Origin of the sequence: Lactobacillus sp. ESL0261 (assembly GCF_003693025.1) — a bacterium.
In the GTDB taxonomy this organism is placed as follows: Bacteria; Bacillota; Bacilli; order Lactobacillales; family Lactobacillaceae; genus Lactobacillus; species Lactobacillus kullabergensis.
Window position 1 is genome coordinate 1 of sequence record NZ_REHN01000013.1, and the last position, 18,421, is coordinate 18,421.

At 36.1% G+C, this 18,421-nt stretch carries 15 protein-coding genes; 5 read left to right on the forward strand and 10 right to left on the reverse strand.

From position 1 onward, the window contains the following. On the reverse strand, positions 1-1,579 hold a 1,579-nt coding region (locus F5ESL0261_RS08765; protein ID WP_199699951.1), incomplete at its 3' end, for a MucBP domain-containing protein. A gap of 499 nt (positions 1,580-2,078) precedes the next feature. Here F5ESL0261_RS08765 and F5ESL0261_RS08770 point away from each other — a divergent pair. Both F5ESL0261_RS08770 and F5ESL0261_RS08775 read left to right on the forward strand, forming a co-directional pair. Then, complete coding sequence (locus F5ESL0261_RS08770) at positions 2,079-2,849, forward strand: hypothetical protein (protein ID WP_122052935.1); 771 nt, start codon at positions 2,079-2,081, stop codon at positions 2,847-2,849. A 150-nt stretch (positions 2,850-2,999) separates the two neighbouring features. Continuing rightward, positions 3,000-3,971, forward strand: a complete 972-nt coding sequence (locus F5ESL0261_RS08775) for a Gfo/Idh/MocA family protein (protein ID WP_122052936.1) — start codon at positions 3,000-3,002, stop codon at positions 3,969-3,971. 190 nt (positions 3,972-4,161) lie between these two features. On the opposite strand, the gene F5ESL0261_RS08780 is transcribed toward F5ESL0261_RS08775, so the two are convergent. The 9 genes from F5ESL0261_RS08780 to F5ESL0261_RS08820 form a co-directional block, all read right to left on the reverse strand. After that, complete coding sequence (locus F5ESL0261_RS08780; protein ID WP_122052937.1) at positions 4,162-4,977, reverse strand: SLAP domain-containing protein; 816 nt, start codon at positions 4,975-4,977, stop codon at positions 4,162-4,164. 383 nt (positions 4,978-5,360) lie between these two features. Then, on the reverse strand, positions 5,361-7,190 hold the full coding sequence (locus F5ESL0261_RS08785; RefSeq protein ID WP_122052938.1) for a cation:proton antiporter family protein: 1,830 nt from the start codon (positions 7,188-7,190) through the stop codon (positions 5,361-5,363). Between the two features lie 162 nt (positions 7,191-7,352). After that, complete coding sequence (locus F5ESL0261_RS08790) at positions 7,353-8,537, reverse strand: SLAP domain-containing protein (RefSeq protein ID WP_122052939.1); 1,185 nt, start codon at positions 8,535-8,537, stop codon at positions 7,353-7,355. A gap of 44 nt (positions 8,538-8,581) precedes the next feature. Further along, positions 8,582-9,799: a glucosaminidase domain-containing protein gene (locus F5ESL0261_RS08795; protein ID WP_122052940.1), complete on the reverse strand. Its 1,218-nt coding sequence runs from the start codon at positions 9,797-9,799 to the stop codon at positions 8,582-8,584. A 122-nt stretch (positions 9,800-9,921) separates the two neighbouring features. Continuing rightward, on the reverse strand, positions 9,922-10,413 hold the full coding sequence (locus F5ESL0261_RS08800) for a sigma-70 family RNA polymerase sigma factor (RefSeq protein ID WP_122052941.1): 492 nt from the start codon (positions 10,411-10,413) through the stop codon (positions 9,922-9,924). Between the two features lie 232 nt (positions 10,414-10,645). Next, the gene (locus F5ESL0261_RS08805; protein WP_122052942.1) at positions 10,646-11,488 is read right to left on the reverse strand and encodes a hypothetical protein; all 843 of its coding nucleotides are present in this window, start codon (positions 11,486-11,488) and stop codon (positions 10,646-10,648) included. 152 nt (positions 11,489-11,640) lie between these two features. Continuing rightward, positions 11,641-13,461, reverse strand: coding sequence for an SLAP domain-containing protein (locus tag F5ESL0261_RS10140; RefSeq protein ID WP_158595212.1), 1,821 nt, complete (start codon positions 13,459-13,461; stop codon positions 11,641-11,643). A gap of 529 nt (positions 13,462-13,990) precedes the next feature. Further along, positions 13,991-14,239: a DUF2922 domain-containing protein gene (locus F5ESL0261_RS08815; RefSeq protein ID WP_109586780.1), complete on the reverse strand. Its 249-nt coding sequence runs from the start codon at positions 14,237-14,239 to the stop codon at positions 13,991-13,993. A gap of 43 nt (positions 14,240-14,282) precedes the next feature. Further along, positions 14,283-14,501: a DUF1659 domain-containing protein gene (locus F5ESL0261_RS08820; RefSeq protein ID WP_109586781.1), complete on the reverse strand. Its 219-nt coding sequence runs from the start codon at positions 14,499-14,501 to the stop codon at positions 14,283-14,285. A gap of 205 nt (positions 14,502-14,706) precedes the next feature. On the opposite strand from F5ESL0261_RS08820, the gene F5ESL0261_RS08825 reads away from it, so the two are divergent. The 3 genes from F5ESL0261_RS08825 (at position 14,707) to F5ESL0261_RS08835 (ending at position 18,409) form a co-directional block, all read left to right on the forward strand. After that, positions 14,707-15,570, forward strand: a complete 864-nt coding sequence (locus F5ESL0261_RS08825) for a hypothetical protein (protein ID WP_122052943.1) — start codon at positions 14,707-14,709, stop codon at positions 15,568-15,570. 240 nt (positions 15,571-15,810) lie between these two features. Next, positions 15,811-16,257 (forward strand): hypothetical protein, encoded by a 447-nt coding sequence (locus F5ESL0261_RS08830; RefSeq protein WP_122052944.1) that lies wholly within the window; start codon positions 15,811-15,813, stop codon positions 16,255-16,257. A gap of 121 nt (positions 16,258-16,378) precedes the next feature. Further along, a complete protein-coding gene (locus F5ESL0261_RS08835; protein ID WP_122052945.1) occupies positions 16,379-18,409 on the forward strand; it encodes a KUP/HAK/KT family potassium transporter in 2,031 nt (676 codons plus the stop codon). Positions 18,410-18,421: the final 12 nt, after the last annotated feature.

Sequence of the window (18,421 nt, forward strand, 5' to 3'; positions counted from 1 at the left end):
CAACGTATTTGGTTGTCACTTTACCTACAGTTGGCGCAGGAGGGTCCTTCTTGTATACATAGGTTACAACTATATCGTTTTCACTATATTTTCCTGTCGCATTAGCAGGTATTTTACTTTCATCTAATGTATAACCTTCAATAGCAAGCTTTTTTGTCACATATTTTGTGCCAATTATACCAGTTTCAGTGACTGGATCATGTATTTCTTTACCTGTCTCATCAACGTATTTGGTTATTACAGCACAATTAGCCTTTTTCCATTGTGCATATAAAGTAATGACGCCATTAGCAGTATCTGTTAAATTAAAGACATTTTGACCATCTGTATACGTAACTCCAGAAGCATCCGGTGCAGTATTCCAGTTATTAAAAACAAAGTTATCTCTTACAAAAATGTTTTTATTTAAAAGTTGAGCCACATTATATGTAAAAAGTTGGTCTGGCATTGTGTTGATACCTTGATTGGGATCAAACTTTACGCGATAGTTATTAGCTTTGTATACGTAGATAATGCTTCCATTATTACCATTTTTCTTCAAAGTACCTGTAGCAGGCAGGCTTTTTTCTTCAGTAACAGTTCCATCATCCATATTCTGGAAAGTATATCCCTTGATTTCCATTTTTTCAGTATTATATGTGCCATTAACATAAGCACCTGAAGGATAATCTACTTTTCCCTGTGCCAAAGTTTTACCAAATGTATCTACATATTTTACATCAACAGTAGCAGCTTCTTGAAATGAAAAACTGGTTATCTTAAATTGTTGTTCATTAATAAGTGATCCGGTTGATCCGGTCACTGTGAGGGACATTGTAGAATAGCTATCATCTATCTGTTTAGTCCACCTTAGTACATTATCGTTTGTTTGAGTGAAACTAATAGTTAGAAGCCTGCTTCTACCATCATAATTAACATTAAATTTATGAAATTCACCATCAATGTCAGAACTGGAAAGAGATTGTGCACTATCAGGCACATCCTCAGCCCACCATCTATCTACAAGGACTCCATTCTTGGATTTCAACTGCTTTTTGCTCGTGGTAACAAACGCACCATATGGTGGGTTGCCTGAATCTGGATTTAAGCCAAAGCCAAAAGAATCAGCTTGATTAACCATTGACCCTTTCAGATCACTTTCTGGAGCCACAAATTTATTAAGGAAAGTATCTATCTTAAAGCCAATAGCATTTTGCAAGCCGGCAATTCCCAAATTGCCACCTGCATTACCAAGGTCAGATGAGTTACCGGCATGAAAAGCAAAACCCAAACCGTCTCCTCCATTAGGATTTTCCCCAAGGTTAATGTATCCTAACAATGAAAAACTGGTATTTAGATCAATTTTACTATTTAAAGTAAAGGATCCTACTTGATTTTTTGAGGCAGGTGTTAAAGTTACTACACCTGCATTTTGATCATAAGATGCAGATCCATTCAAATTAAAATAGTCATTAAAACTATCTTTATCAACTATAATATAAGGACTACTATTTGTATCTGCATATGTAGTATTTACATTTCCATAGAATAAAAATAATAATATACCTAGAAAAAAAGCAACTATTCTTTTTTTATACATAAATGTTCCTTTCTCTTAAAAAATACTTAAATCTAGGATTATTTAAATATTTTATGTTTTTAAAAGTAATTTTATGTATTCACTAGTGTTTATTTTCCGCGGTATATTAAATGACACGGATTAACGTAATTGTAGCAGAAGCCCTTAGTAAAATCAACTTCTAAATTAGCTGAAAGTACTAAGATAAAATAACAAACTTATTATATTTTTTTAGTTTCACTAAATTTATTAATAAAAAATAAAAAAAGATATACATTTTATTTTTTTAATATACAATAAAGTTATCAAAGAGAAGGAGATTTTCAGAATTAGACTTCAAAGATTTATTTTGGCTTATTATTATCTGTTGCATTAGTTGACTTTGTCTGAGACCATATCAAGACAAAGTCAAATGCACTCTAGAATCTACCGAAATAATTAAAAAACACAGAGTTAAACTTTTTCTCTTTATTCAAAACAATTTGTAAATCATTTTTTAATAATATAGGAGAAATTAATTATGAAATTGAAGAAATTTTTGACGGCTATGTTATTGTCTGCCACTTTAGTTGGTGGTGGTCTAACTCATGCAAAAACAGTTGATGCAGCATTATCAAAAAAGCAGGCTATTGCAATTGTTAAAAAGAAAGAGAGCAACCAAACTAGTGGCCAATATACTACCAGCACAAAGATTAAAAGTGGTAAGCAAAAAATAAATTTCGACTCTCATGGTGCTTTTACCACCAAGCCTGAACTAGTTCAAGCCATTACTAAAGTAAAATCTGGCAAACACGCTGAAACAGTAGAGCAATGGATTGATATGGACGCAAAACGTGTCTACACCAAAGCAGATGGCAAATGGCAATATACACCTATTGCAGACGCTGATACTGCCAAAACTGATATAAAAAAATATAGCAGCGATCTGAAGAAATTTGCTAAAAGCATCACTACTGATTTGAGCAAAAATGCCAAACTTAGTCATAAAGATGGAGTTTATACCCTCAAAAGTAATGTCAATATTACTAAGGCAAGTAAATTTCTGAACAAAATTTTTAAAGACTATAAGGTAGATCTCAAGTCGTTCAAAAAGCACGTTAAACTCAGCAAGTGTAATGTTACTTTTAAAATCAAAGATAAAAAAATAACAAGCTCTGCTACTTCTTTTAAAATGAACTACGACAAAAAAATGCCAGCTTCATTCAACTTTAGAATCTTTGGCTTTGGTAATTCCGACTCTTTGAAGTTACCAGATGAAGTCAAAAACGCCACTCCAGCATCTGCAAAATAATTTGAGCAATAAAGTAAAAGTTTTTATATGAAAACAACTATTTTTAGTAAATATTTAACTATCATAATTATGGTGCTTTTAGGTTACTTAATGAGATAAAATGACTATAGAGTTGTTTAAATATTTTCATTAGTAATCGGAGGTCCAAAAATGAAATTAGGAATTATTGGCAGCGGTAAAATTGTTCACGATTTTTTAACGACTGCTGCTAAAATTAAAGGCCTTGAACTTGCAGCAATATCCACTACTAAACGTAGTCAGCCTATTGCCAAAGACTTAGCTAAGCAATACAACATTAAAGAGGTATTTGCTGATAATGGGCAGTTGTGTCATGATGAAAATGTCGACACAGTTTATGTAGCCGTACCTAATTCTTTACATTATGAAATCGTAAAAGAAGCTCTTCTTGCAGGCAAAAATGTTATTTGTGAAAAACCATATGTAGAAACTGTTGCTCAAGCTGAAGAACTTAAAGAAATAGCTGACAAAAAGGATTTAATCATAGTTGAAGCTATCACAAATATTCACTTGCCAAATTTCAAAGCGATTAAACAGCAATTAGCTGAAATTGCACCTATTCACATTATTTCTTTAAACTATACGCAATATTCCAGTCGCTATGATGATTTTTTGCAAGGCAAAATTGCTCCTGTATTCGATCCTGCTAAAGATGGTGGAACCCTAACAGATTTGAACATTTACAATATTCACTTGGCAGTTGGTTTGTTCGGTAAGCCGGAAAAAGTACAATATTATCCAGTAATGCAAAAACAAGTTGATACTTCGGGCATACTTAATTTAGTTTATCCTGATAAACAAGCAGTTTTAATTGCCGCAAAAGACAGCTATACTACTCCAAGATCATTTATTGAGGGTGAAAAAGGAACCATCTACTTTGATGGTTCAACTGGTGTTATTAAAAATTTCACGGTTGAACACAGAAACGGTGATGACAGTGAGTTCAACTTTAACGAGTTTGACCACCGAATGGCAAGTGAATTTACGGACTTTGTGAAAATTATTGATACCCACGATACACAGAAAGCTAATGATTTATACGAGCATAGCATAGCTGTCATGGATGTATTAGCCAAAGCAAAGCAGTCTGTTTCTAATAATTAATATTATTGACTAAAAACGCAATCAATTCTTGAAGTTAAGAAAGTTGCGTTTTTTTGTATCAAAAAAGAGGTCAGAGAATTTTGAAAAAACCTGTAAAAGCAAGTTTTTTTAACAAAATCAAAGACCTCTTTATCTTTTATATTAAATTTACTCAATAATTTAATATAAAAAGCAAATTAATGATTACTCATTACTTTGAAGGGGTTGAGCTAGCTGAGCTAGATGAATTACCGTTTGAGCTAGCCGAGCCAGATGAACTGTTGGAGCCTGTTGAGCTGCCGTTTGAGCCGTTTGAACTAGCTGAGCCAGTTGATCCGTTGGAGCCTGTTGAACTGTTGGAACCAGCTGAACCGTTTGAGCTAGTTGAACCGTTGGAACCAGTTGAACTAGTTGAGCCTGCTGAACTGCCGTTAGAACCGTTTGAGCCAGTTGAACTAGTTGAGCCGTTAGAGCTGTTTGAACCAGTTGAACTAGTTGATGGGGTTGAAGTTGGTGTTGAAGTCTTCTTCTTAGCTAAAGCACTTACTTTAATGTATCCTGCTAAAGTTGAGTAGTACTTCTTGCCCTTAATGGTAACAGCTGCACCAAATACAGTTACTTTTTGACCCTTACGAACTTTACCGTTCTTCAAAGCTTTGCCACTTCTGGTAACCAAAACAGTGTTCTTAGCTACTTTAGCGGCCTTACCAGTAACATTAACAGCCTTGACATATTGGTTCTTGCCAACTTTGTAGTAAACCTTGCCCTTAACAGTCTTTTTGCCAAGAACAGTTACTTTTTGACCAACCTTAAGTGTCTTCTTAGTCTTAACTAATTTCTTGCCCTTTAACTTGTAAACAGCAGAATTAGCACCGACTTTCTTGGTCTTAGCGGCCTTCTTAGCTGCACTAACTTCAGTTGGGGCACTACTTAAAGCGTTGGTTGGTAACTGATTAACACCAACAGCTAATAATGATGCACCAGCTACTGAAACTATCATTTTCTTATAAAAACTATTTTTACTCATTTTTTTGAGCCTTCCTTTTTCATTGACAAATTCGACGCCCCTAGCTAAACAGACTTAAGAACGCTATAACTCTTACTGAGTTACATAGGATTAATTTTAGCACTATAAACACCCAAAAAAAAGACTATAGTTTTAATAAATTATTATTTTTTGTCATATACGCTCGGAAAAATTTTTCTAATTTTTGCTATTTTTACAGCAAACATTTTGTATATTGCAATTAAACGGTCTGCTTTTTAATAATATCAAATTATCTCCTATACTTTTACAATTTATCAAAATGTGACACACAAAAAGGACTAACTCCTATCGTAAGAAAGTTAGTCCTTAGTTAAATTCTAATAAAGTGTCATATCGGCAAACTGCTTTTTTAATTAACAAAATTACTTATTGCCTACAACCCTGCGAATACGGTCAGCAACCTGATATTTAGAAGTAAATATCAATTCGTCTCCCATTTCAATAACTGTATGCCCATGTGGAACCAGCCATTCTTGTCCACGACGAATGCGGCTGACTGTAATATCACTTGCTATATCCCAATCCATCAATTGACGACCTGAATACTGCCTATTGCGGACAACAACAGAATAGACAGCATTTTTGGTATCGCTCATCACATTATAAACAGCGGGCGATTCTATCAGTGCTCGCAGCAATGATGAAGTAACATTGCTTAAATCAAAAACTTCCATGCCACTGCTGCGCAATTGCTCAACCTTGGCAATGTCAGCACGCTTTTGACAAATAATAATCCGTTTGAAATTGCCCTTAGCTTTTGCCAATTGCCCCAATCGTAAGTTGATTTCATCAGATCTCATAGCTGCAACAAAAATATTTCCGGCAAAAGCGTCAGATTGTCTCAAATTTTCTTCATCCAGCTTAGGTAATAATTTTAAATCTGGAACACGGCTCTTATAAATATTATAGTGTTCACTACTGGTAGTATACATTTGAACTGAATACCAATTATCATGCAAATCAAGCATGACTGGAACTGTTAAAGCATTAGTGCCTATAATTACCACTTTTTCCTTGATACGATCCTCTGCTTTTAACTTAAATATTGCATTAAAAAGTATCGGACAAAAAATGCAAACTATCACAGCGGCCAGAATAAAAACATCAGATTGCAAGCGCGTAATAACATTTAGTTTTCTGGCTACCGCTAAAGTTGGCAAAACAATGGTGATCGTGGTTGCGGTCAAAAAGCCACCCGCAAAACCATTTCTGAAACCAAACTTTCTGGCATAAACTAACGCAACAGGCAATTTTGCCAGAAATAAAAACAGAACTAATATTGGTAACAAAATCAAAGAGTTGGGATGTGCCAAAAGTGATTTTAAATTGAGTTTAACTCCCGTCATAATGAAGAAAATAGGAATAAAAAAACCATAGCCAATTGAAGTTAACTTATCAGCAGTTTCCTGACTAGGCTCCAGCAACTTCATGACAATACCGGCTAAAAATGCTCCCAAAATATTTTCTACTCCGACTCTTTCAGCAACTGTTACTAAAGCAAAAATTAAGAAAAAGGCTAACCGAACATCTAACTGCGTAGTTGACTTGGTCACTTTAACAAACCACAAATAAGGCTGCTTAAAGTGCCACAACAGTAAAATAGCTACACCAAAAAGCAAAATAATGAGCCACAATTGTCTGGTATTGCCACCATTAATCGCAGCATAAACCGTCAGCAGCATTAATGGAATTACTTCTCCCAAAACCGCAGTTAATAAAATCGTCTGACCTATCGGTCTATTTAAAATGTCTTTTTCTTTTAAGGTCGCAATTACTACTCCCAGTGCAATAGTCATGAAAATAATGGTTGCAAGCATCGTATCGCCAAATAAGCCAAACCATTTTAAAACTAATGCCAGGCAAACAGATAAAAGAGCCACACCTAAAAATGCTTCTAAAGCAATTTTAAAGGGAGATATCTGATCCGACTTTTTTTCTTGCTTATGCTTTGGTTTCAACAAATCAAAGTTGATTTCCATCCCTGACAAAAATAATAGCAAAATGACGCCCAAATTTGATAAAAAAGCGAGGTCATGCGTTGGCTGTACAATATTAAAACCACTTGCACCAAGAATAATACCAATGATAATTTCTGCAACGGCTGTAGGAACAGCATTTACCTTTAATCGTGCCATTAAAATAGGAACAATTAAGGCAAACAAAACAACTAGGAATAAAGACAACTGTGCCACCAGGATTACCTCCTCATTTATTCTTAGTCGATTATACAAAATATTGACGAGCAGAGAAAATAAAAAGGGTAGCAAGTATTCATAGCTTTCAAAAATCAATTAATTAAAATTCTGCTGCACATAAAAACAGGCCACGATAATTATCATGACCTGTTTCTTTAATTAAAAATTGGCTGCTTTAACAAAGCGATCAGTATCAATTGAATAGTACTTATTACCATTAATATTAACACGACCACCATATGTCCGAACGGATTTGCCCTGCAAAAGCTTGGTAGTGCCAATACGAATTCCGGTAGTATCGTAAATATAGGCATTATGAGTTAATACACGCTTAGAACCAACGATGTTACTGGCTACAACGTATTCATTTTTACCAATTTGCAAATATTTTTTACCATTTATCATCTTTTCTTGTGCCACGGTTACAACTGTTCCCGCAGTTTTTAATGCCGCATTAGTACGTTTACCTTGAGCATCATATGTATAAGCATCATGCATCAAAGTTTTCTTACCAGTAGGCGCTTGAGAAACAGGATCAGAACCTGTTGCAGGAGTATTCGTTGATTCAGTTGGGTCAGTTGCATTTGCTGGATTTGATGAATCGTCGGTAACTGTGCTGTCATCAGGAGTGGTAGAAGTTACGGTTTCTGCTGCCTGCAAATCGTAATAGTACTTCAAAAGTGAGTAAAAGTCATTCATCGAATAACCCCATTTTTTGAAGTAGCCGTCAGGATCGGTATGATTAGTACCTCCTAAAAAGCGCGATACAGCATGATGGGACCAGATTGTCCCTTTACCAGTATTAGAGGCATTAGAGGGCTTGATGTTATAGCGGTGCAACAACTTTGCCGCATAAATGGCATCGTTATTGACACTTTTGGCAAATTTATTTCTGGTAGTTTCTTGACAAAGTTCAATTTGAATAAAGCGGTTGTTGGCTATTGCTCCAGCACCCCAGACACCATATCCTGGAGTCATCATCTGGATAACCTGCTTGTGATCAACAAAAGCGTGGACATAAGAGTACATATTTTTCCATTCACGGTTGAAGTAAATGGCTTCATTATAAGCGGATGCCCCGGGAGTTGCAGTTTCGTGAATTACAATACCTTCCGGCTTTCCTTTTCTGTACTTAATCTTATTGCCATGAGCGTAAAATTTGTTATACTTAATGTTCTGTGTCTGGAGCATTTTATATAAAAAAGTAACGTCAACATAGCTGTTTTGTTTAGCAATCGAGTTAATAGAGGCAGCCTCTACCGCCTGAGACTGACTAACGTTAAAAATAGGTGCAACTAAACCTACTCCGATAGCAACAGTAGTTATTAGTTTCTTTATCTTCATCTAATTTTTCATTCCTTATTCCGTTTGTGAGAAATTACCTTTGTCTAAAAATTGCCTTTCTTAACATACTGGTGAATGCCTACCCGATAATATTTAAGTCCGTATATTGAAATTGCTCCACCGTAGGTTGCAATGGATTGACCCTTCTTTAACACCTTTTTATTGTCACGATTGCCATAGTCGTTGTAAACAAAAGCATTTTTCTTGAGAAGTCTCATAGTGCCGTCAATATTGCCACTGGCAATGTACTGATTTTCACCAATGCGATAATACTTTTTACCGTTAATAGTTTTAGTGCCATAGGTAGCAATCACCTTGCCGGTGTTGCCTACTTTAATTGCCTTAACTTTTTTTACTCGTTTGCCTTTGGAATTATAAACATAAGCGTTATGCATCAAAGTCTTGTTAACTTTTTTCTCACCCTTTGGAGCTTGAGAAGCCGGTGGAAGAGCACTGCCCATATTTAAAATAGTATCGTTAACCCAGCCCTTACCGGCAATGTACAAGCGCTTTTTACCATTATAAAAAGTAATGGTCTTAGTTATTGTAACTGCATCGCCTTTAGCAACTGAATCGGTTTTGGCAGATACTGAGTGGTCAGTTGGCCAAGCATAAGTGGCACCTGCTTTTTTAACAACATAAGATTTACTGGTGTTCGAAATCTTAGGATCGTATTGCGTTAAGTTCGAGGTGGTTATTCTGGTGTTTAAAATAGTGTTGTAATTATTAGCAGTAGCGTATGTACCAGTTAGAGCCTTGGTGGCATCTGCATACGAAGCAGCATTTTCGAGCCATGCTCCTTTGTAGCGCTCTGGCTGCCAGGTAACACCTAAACGAAGTTTTTTACCATTATCATCAAATGAATCCTGGTAGGTATCGTATTTTCTAAACTTAGCTGTAACGTAGTAGCTCTTGCCATTTTTGTCTTCTTCACGTGTTTTAGAAGAATAGGTTGCTCCTTGCCAGCTATCATCAGCCTTCATTCCGAATAAATTATTGGCATTAACGGCCAAACCTGATTTGCCCCAGTTAGATTCCACAATTGCCTGTGCAATCATAACTGAAGGGTATAAGCCATATTTTTTAGAAACTTTTTGCGCCTGCTTAACAGCAGTATTTAAAAATGTTGTTTCATCTGCATTAGTTGCAGATACTGTCTCAGCTTTTGCTGGAGAAGTGGCAATTAAGTTGTTGGTAACCGGCATCAAGAGCGATGCACCAAGCACCGCTGCTGAAAAACCAGTGATTAGTTTTTTCTTCATAAATAAAATTTCCTCCTTAACCGACATCTTTATTGTATCGAGCAATTAAAGTATTAACAATAGAATCCGCTTATTTGTAGTCAAAAAGTAATATTGTCAGTTTTAATATTACAAATAGTAATTTATTTGTCTAAGACTTCCCGTAAATGATACAAAAGATCTCGTTTTGATCTTTGAAGTTGTACTCGATTAATACCTGTCTTTTCAGCTAAAGCACTGATTGTCTGTCCATCCAGCAAATGTTCAAAGAACAATATAAGTTCTGTCTGCGTCATTTGCGCTAGCTCTTTTTCAAGTGCGAAATGATTATTCCAGTTATCGAGCAATCCTACCTGTTCAGTACAGTCAAAACCAATTTCTTGCTCAGTTATTCGCTTTTGCTTACGCAATAAGTCCAAAGTATGCCAGATAATTTTGCGAAAACTAAGCCGATCAACTTCAGTTCTTGTTCTGCCTGCTAACCTCGTTAACATTTCTGCGTAAATTATTATACCTTCCTGCAAAAAGTCTTCGTAATTAGTATAGTCCATTCTGACGTGGGCGTACTTCAATGCGCCTCTGACTAATTTCTGATTCTGCCATGCAGTTATAAATGCTTCTCTACTAATCTTCATTTGTGACATTCCTCTGTTTCAAATATGTCACAAGCGCTTGTGCTCTTATAGATTAGCAATTTTGCTTAAAATTTAAAAAACATAATATTAAGCTTTTAGCCTTTAGATTAATAAACGTTTAACTTTTGCTTTTAGTTTCCTTAGGCTTGTCTCATATATCATAATTACAATAAATCTACGGGTGAAAAAAGAGCAAAAAAATACACGAACTTCATAAAGATCGTGCATTTTCTTAAAAAAGAGTATCTGGTCGTTTACTGTTTAAATAAGCAGACTTGTGAGCATCAGAAATTAACGGTAATTCATAATAATCAGCTAATAAATTGCCATACCGAGCATGCTTTTTATCTAATAATTCGGTCATTACTTTTTTTAATGATATTTCTTCAAGAGATTGGTGCGGATGAAAGTAAGAAGACTGGTCAATAAGAGAATCTCCTACAGAACTTTTGACCCGCCAGCCTAAATTACTTTTTAAATGTACTGTACCCAGAAGGTAAAGTGCGTGATTAAAAAATAAACTATCGCTAACTTTGCGGGGAATATGACGACTGCAGTTATCATACGTGAAAATATAGCTAAAGCGATTAACTGTCACGGATTCAAAAGCAGTTACATTATTTCGCAGTGACTCAAAACTTGCCATATTATGCAAAGCAATCCAGTCAATATTACCAGTATTGTAGCTACGCAAGGAAAAATAAGCTAAGCGTCCTGTGGCAATCACGTTGTGACCAACTAAATTAATCTTACGCGCAAATTCTCTTTGAAATTCCAGGCCTGCCAACAGGCAATTCTGAGCAAAAGATGTTAGATGCGCTTGAGTGCTGCGACAACTTAAAACAATCCCTTGATCACAGTCAAAAATTACGCTTTTGTACTTGCCTAAAAGGGGCTGCTTCTGAAATTGGTATAAAGCAATAGTTGCAGGATTTACACAATAAAATTTATCTTCAATCAAGTATTTATCTATTTCTCGATCTATCCCAATTCTTTGACGCAAAAGCTTTTGCGACCAAAAACGATATTTATGTCCACTAGGCAGGTTCCAGATATCACTTTCTTTTTTGGACAATTCATTCCTCTCCTTTAATTAAAGTAGACGAATACTATTATACTGGAAATGTTATCGCTTGCATAGCTCAATCACAGGTAAACATAATTTAAAAGCACAAAAAAACAAGAGCGATATAATCGCTCCTGTTTCTAAATTAGCTGTAAGACTAATTATTTAGCAAAGTTTGCAACCTTAACGTATTGCTTAGCAGGTCCGCCAATTCTGTAGTAAGCCTTACCATTCTTGAATGTGTAAGGTGAACCAAAAGTAGTAACTTGTGAGCCAGCCTTCAATACTTTTCTGTTAGCACGCTTCTTGCTGGTCTTATATACATAAGCGTTGTGGCTTAATGTACGTGAAGTACCATCAATGTTGTCAGCCATTACGTATTGGTTGTCACCAATGCTGTAAACTAAGCTACCATCAGCAAGCTTAGTTGCTTTGCCAAATACATCAACTGTAGAGTAAGCAGCTAATGTCTTAGTACCAACACGCTTGTGATCCTTGTCGTAGATGTATGCGTTGTGCATAATCTTCTTAGTTTCTTTTGCTGCTGGTTGGTAAGAACCATCAACATACTTGCTCTCTACATAAAGGTTTGAGTCAGCACTGTTAATACGAGTGTATGACTTCTCGCCAACCTTGATTGGGTCACCAAAGACAGCAATTGTGTCACCATTCTTAACAGTAGTCTTTGAGTCAGTTACAACATTACCTTCAATCTTATAAACTGGTACATCACCGTCTGATTGAACAGTCTTGTAAGTAGCACCCTTAGCACCAACAGTTAGGAAGAAGACAGCCTTAGTAGTTTTACCTTCAGCATTAGTTGCACTTACAGTAACTGGATATTTACCAGCAACTTTAGTGTTAACCTTAGAAACATCAACCTTAGGTGTTAATGGTGTTTTATCAGTAGTACTTACTGTAGTAGCAAAAGCTTTAGCAATTGCATCAGTGTCTACAACACCATTAACTGAAACATAGTTAAATGAAACATTTTCTGGAAGAGCATCAATGTTCTTAGTACCAGTGAACGCATTGCCATTATTGAAGCCAGCAAGCGTCATAGCTGGGAATGTAGCATCACCCTCAGTTGGATTAGGATTTACAGTTACCAAGAAAGTACCTGTCTTACCATTAGTTGCAAAGTAATGTAATGTAACAGGGAAAGCAGCTGCAGGCTTGTCAAAGCTTTCATCTGGATCATTCTTAGTTGTTACACCAGCAGCCTTTAAAGCAGCGCGAACATCATCCATTACACCAGTCCAGTGACCAGTAGCTGGGGTAGTACCATTAGTAGTAGTAACACCAACTTGATACTTGTTCTCAATAGCTTGAGTAACACCTTTAACGCTGTAACTTTGTGAAGAGATGTCAACAGAGCCTGAGTCAACAGCAGTGCCCTTAGTAGCATCCTTTACATAAGGTGCTCCAGTGAGTGTTGTGTTAGCTAATGAAAATGGTGCACTAACTACAGGTACATTTGAAATGACACCAGACTTATCAGCGGTCCTCGTGAAACTAGTAGTAGGCTCAAATGTGTTGTTAAATGTATATTTAGTGTCAGCCTTCAAGTTTGTAAGAGTTACATATACAAGTGTTTGATAAACTGTACTCCTATTAAGATTACCTGCGTTCTTACTTTCAGCATCACTAGCGCTCCACTTTACATTACCATCTGCATTAATACCTAATATTTGACCTGTAGTATAAACTTTAGCTGATGATGTAGATACAGAAGCACCAGTTGGCAAAGTTGGGTTTGCAAGTGAAACTGTCAACTTAGAAGCTGGATCTCCATCTACTAAGCTCATTGCATTATTTACAGTTAAAGTAAACTTTGCAGTTGTAGCACTATTATTTGTAGTACCACCTACAACAGTAACATTACTATCAGCAAATACTGTTGATACACCGGTTGCAGCAACTGGAGCAACAGCTAATAAAGCAGCTGCAGCAGCACTAACAATTCTTAAATTTTTCTTCATGTGGTCTTTCCTCCTTGTGTATATACAAAATAGTAATAGGCTATAGGTTCAGTCGTGATGAGCCTACATTGTTACAACACCCTTCAAGCCGAATTCATAAGTTTATAACTCTTATGAGGTAGCTTTCGAGCTGAAGAACGCGCATGCGTACAGGCATTCGAACCTGAAGCATAGCTATTACTTACCACATTTCTTATTGTACCTACCTTTTGCTCAAATTGCAAGACATGTAGTTATTTAACATACTTTTGTAACAAACGCTTACAGCTTTACAGCTTATTTTTTACTTTTCAAAAAATAATAAAACCCTCAACAGCACTACATTCAATGTTTTTTGCCGCTAACAAAGTTAATAAAGTTATTTTATTTTCTATTAAATTTTACAAAATAATAACAAAATAATTTGGAATAAAGTAAAAATCACGCCAAACTTGCCTTGACGTGATTTCCTATCTTTAATAATTATTTTTACCGCAAAAATTGTTTGATTTTAATTATTGTTTCTTTAATTGTCTCCAAAAGCTGCAGGTTACATTGACTGACCCTGAGTATTATCGAACAAACTAGTAACAGTTCGTTCAACATATGAAGCAGATTGTGGAGTTTTATACAGATCCACTCCTTCTTGTGCAAATGCTTTTGCATTTGCTATTGTTTCCATTGCTTTCTTTACCTCTGTGCCTGCCAAATTAGCGGCAGCATCTGGTAAAGACAAATTAACTTTTTTGTTTGCACCGTTTAGAAATACTAATTGTAAAGTTTTGGTCTTAGTTACCATATTATTTGCTCCTGTCTTAATCATTTTTAGTTGCGAAATTTTATTATTCATCACCAATAGGGATACCCTGTCTTTGAATTAAAGTCGCTGCACCCAGATCATCACCTTGAAGCTGTGCTAAAGCTGCACCCACTTTAGCCAAATTGCCAGCTGTTGCTCCTTCTCTAACGTTCTTTAAAATTCGTGATTTAGTACCGTCTTTGCTGTATTTAGAATTTAAAAATGTGTATTGGACTGATTGTTCTAATAATGCAAAATTCATATTATTTTTTCTTCCTTTTCTTAATAGTGTAATCAACCCGCGCGCCAGATGTCTTACACTATTACTAACGAAAATGGGCGGCAAAATGTAACATTTTTTCTTAAAAAATGGTCACGTAAAGGTGAAAAAACACCATTGAGTAGTCAAATCTGCTTAAACCATCTATAATTAAACTAAGTATTAGTAAGGAGGATAAATTCCTATTATGAAAAAAACGACAATTGGTACGATTGTAGCAGTAGTAATTATCGCTATTGGTGGTGGCGTTTTTTACGCAACACAAAAATCCAATAATGATAAAGTTGAAGCTTCCTATAATAGTGCTATGACTACTGGTAAAAATGCGGTTGCTGATAAGGACTATTCAGAAGCAAGCTCTGCATTTGCCAAAGCTTTCAGTATCAAGAAGACTGACCAGGCTAAAGCTTATAAAAACCAGTCGGACAATATGATTTCCGCAATTAACGCAACTAAAAAAGGCAAGTATAATGATGCGTTAAATGAAACTGCCAATGTAATTCAAAGAAAAAACGGCTATGCAGTTCTAGTAAAACAAGGTAAAAAACTAAAGACTACTATCGAAGATGTTCAAGATAATTATGAACATGAAATTCAACCAATCTTCCTCGCTGCATCCCAAGCGGAATTAGCTAAGCAATATCTTAAAGCAGCTGACCAATACCAAAAAGTGCTGGACCTGCCTTATATTGATGAACAATATTACAGTCAGTACAAGACAAAAGCAGAAAAAGGTCTCAAAGATAACCAAAAAGCTGCTAAAGAAAATAATAATGGCTCTTCAAGTCAAAGCTACAATTCAATTTCAGGTAAAGGACCAGATACTGGCAATGCTGGTAAAACCGGTGAAGGTTCCATGGGCAACCACAAGGTACATGGTAAAACAGTTACTAATAAGCAAATAGCACAACTGCGTAAACGTGTAGGCAAGTTTGGCTATGATTCAATCTCTTGGAGTCCGCAGGATTTGATCGATCTATACAGAAAGTCTGGTCGAACTAAACCAAGCAAAATTACCAAACAAGATATTCAAAACTATCTTAAGCCGTGACAAACAGTAATAGGCTAAACTTAATATGCTGAACCGTCCTGATCGTTACATGGGACGGTTTTTATTTAACCGGTTTATCTATTTTATTGCAGTTGTGCAAAATGCTATAATTTTATTAATATTGTTAAAAACTACCATATATAGAGGTTAAATTGCTCCAATAGTTGCTTTTATAGTCTAAACTCTGTAAAATGACTATTGACTTTCACGTTTCCTATTTTTATTAAAGGAGTGTCTGCTTTGACTGAAAAAGAAAATAATAGCAAAGAAAAAGATAACGAAAAAGAACAAGAAAAAAAGGATAAAGAAGAAGAAATCAAGGTTGTGATGCCTGACGCTGAATGGACAACCATGCCAGAAGAAGAGTTTGCAGAGCAACCGGATTACCTTAAAGTTTTCGCTGACTTTTACATTGCTCAGTTTAACCAACGCGATTTGGAAATCATGAACTTATATGATACCAATTCCAACATGGTTGACATCAACCACTATCTGCTTAATAACATTAAATTCACTCGCAAAGAATTAGTTAAGCATGTTTTGCAATACCATGCTCAGAATTTCCAAAGCATGATTGACGAAATTGCTGCTAAAGATGGTGTTGATGCAGAAAAAATGACAACATATAAAGATTGGGATAACTGGTACGAAGAACGTCGCAATAAAATTTCAACTTCTTTATCATAATTTACTTGTACTAAAGCAAAAAAAAGAACAAAATAGATACTTGAATGAGAATGCCACACTGACATTCTTTTTTACTTAAGAATGAATATTTCAATATTGTCTATGGGAGTACATAATTACTATGGATAAAAAGACGAAGCGGATTTCAGCTGCCGGTCTATTAATTACCATCGGTATCGTTTATGGTGATATCGGAACTAGTCCGCTCTATGTAATGAAGTCAATCGTTACAGGCAACGGTGGCATTGCCAATGTTGATCGTGAACTGATTTTAGGATCAATTTCGCTCATTTTTTGGACAGTAACACTGCTAACCACCGTTAAATACGTCATGATTGCGCTCAGAGCTACCAACCGTGGTGAAGGTGGTATTTTTGCATTATATGCTTTGGTACGTAAGCGAGCCAAATGGCTTGTTATGCCGGCACTGATTGGTGGAGCAGCCCTATTAGCTGATGGGACATTGACTCCAGCTGTGACAGTCACGACTTCGATCGAGGGACTGAAGAACATGCACTTTGGTTCCCACGTTCCCGTTCCTAATCAGAATGCCGTCATCATTATTACGATCGCTATCCTGCTGGTACTATTTTCAATTCAAATGCTAGGCACCAGTAGCATTGGTAAAGCATTTGGCCCTATAATGTTTGTCTGGTTTACATTTTTAGGCATTATCGGTATCTATAATATGGCTAATGACTGGTCAATTTTAGAAGCACTGAATCCCGTTTGGGCTATTAAAGTTCTTTTTAGTCCATCTAATAAAGCCGGCATCTTCATTTTAGGTTCAATCTTTCTGGCCACTACCGGTGCAGAAGCACTATATTCTGATGTCGGTCATGTTGGTAAAGAAAACATTCGCGGATCATGGCCTTATGTTTTTCTCTGCCTGTCTTTAAATTATCTTGGTCAGGGAGTTTGGATTCTGCAAAATCCACATTACCAGACAAATGGTGGCGAACTGAATCCATTCTTTGAAGCTGTACCAGGAGATTTACGACTTTTTGCCATCATTTTGGCTACGGTTGCCGCAATTATTGCATCTCAGGCACTGATTACCGGTTCATTTACATTAGTATCTGAAGCTAGTGGTCTGAAATTTTTACCACGGATGAATATTAATTATCCTACTACTAAGCATGGACAAATTTACATTCCTTCCGTAAACAAAATGATTTGCGTGGCAACTATCGCTATCGTAATTTTCTTCCGGACTTCAGAACATATGGAAGCAGCTTATGGTCTGTCAATCACAGTCACAATGTTAATGACTACCCTGCTGCTCTTTGAATACTTAGGTTCAAAGCATCACCCATTAATTTTACGCCTTTGCTTTTTAATAGCCTTTGGCTTTATTGAAGGCATGTTCTTGATTTCCAGTTTGACCAAGTTTATGCATGGTGGCTACGTCACCGTTTTAATTGCCGGTTTCATTGGCGTCATTATGTTCATCTGGTACTTTGGCAATAAAGTTCGTGACAAGCATGAAGGTGCTCATACCTATGTCCGTTTGGACGAATACACTGATATGCTGACGGATCTAAGCCATGATGATGATTATCCCACTTACGCCACTAACTTAGTTTACATGGCTAAAGTTAAATACAATAAATTTATCAAACGTGAAATTATGTACTCCATCTTGGATAAAAGACCTAAACGTGCTCAGGCATACTGGTTTGTAACTGTCAATATTACGAATGAACCTTTCACAGCCAGATACGCTGTTAATACTTTTGGTACTAAGAATGTCATTAACGTTCAGCTATATCTTGGGTTCAAGAAACAAACCAGCGTTAACGTTTATCTGCGCCAAATAGTCCATGATTTAATTAAAGATGGTACTATCGAAGCACAGCCTCAGGAGTACACTACAACTCCCGGTCGTAAGGTGGGCGACTTCTCATTTGTAATTGTTAATGAAGTTGTCAGTCCTTTAACCCGACTTAAAGGCTTTGAAAAAGTTATGTTAAAGGCACGAGTTTGGTTACAAAACCTGTCTTCTAATCCAGCTTCATGGTTTGGGTTGGAATACACTGACACTGTAGTCGAGGAAGTACCACTCATTTTAGGTAAACCAAGACATAACCTGCATATTAAGAGAGTTGCACCGCGCGACTATTCCAATCTAAAGAATAAAGAATTTGAATAATATAAAATAGCA

Bases quoted from the DNA above. Each gene is read 5' to 3' on its own strand.
- F5ESL0261_RS08770 (WP_122052935.1), top strand. From the start codon at position 2,079: ATGAAATTGAAGAAATTTTTGACGGCTATGTTATTGTCTGCCACTTTA.
- F5ESL0261_RS08775 (WP_122052936.1), top strand. From the start codon at position 3,000: ATGAAATTAGGAATTATTGGCAGCGGTAAAATTGTTCACGATTTTTTA.
- F5ESL0261_RS08780 (WP_122052937.1), bottom strand. From the start codon at position 4,977: ATGAGTAAAAATAGTTTTTATAAGAAAATGATAGTTTCAGTAGCTGGT.
- F5ESL0261_RS08790 (WP_122052939.1), bottom strand. From the start codon at position 8,537: ATGAAGATAAAGAAACTAATAACTACTGTTGCTATCGGAGTAGGTTTA.
- F5ESL0261_RS08795 (WP_122052940.1), bottom strand. From the start codon at position 9,799: ATGAAGAAAAAACTAATCACTGGTTTTTCAGCAGCGGTGCTTGGTGCA.
- F5ESL0261_RS08800 (WP_122052941.1), bottom strand. From the start codon at position 10,413: ATGAAGATTAGTAGAGAAGCATTTATAACTGCATGGCAGAATCAGAAA.
- F5ESL0261_RS10140 (WP_158595212.1), bottom strand. From the start codon at position 13,461: ATGAAGAAAAATTTAAGAATTGTTAGTGCTGCTGCAGCTGCTTTATTA.
- F5ESL0261_RS08815 (WP_109586780.1), bottom strand. From the start codon at position 14,239: ATGGTAACTAAGACCAAAACTTTACAATTAGTATTTCTAAACGGTGCA.
- F5ESL0261_RS08820 (WP_109586781.1), bottom strand. From the start codon at position 14,501: ATGAATTTTGCATTATTAGAACAATCAGTCCAATACACATTTTTAAAT.
- F5ESL0261_RS08825 (WP_122052943.1), top strand. From the start codon at position 14,707: ATGAAAAAAACGACAATTGGTACGATTGTAGCAGTAGTAATTATCGCT.
- F5ESL0261_RS08835 (WP_122052945.1), top strand. From the start codon at position 16,379: ATGGATAAAAAGACGAAGCGGATTTCAGCTGCCGGTCTATTAATTACC.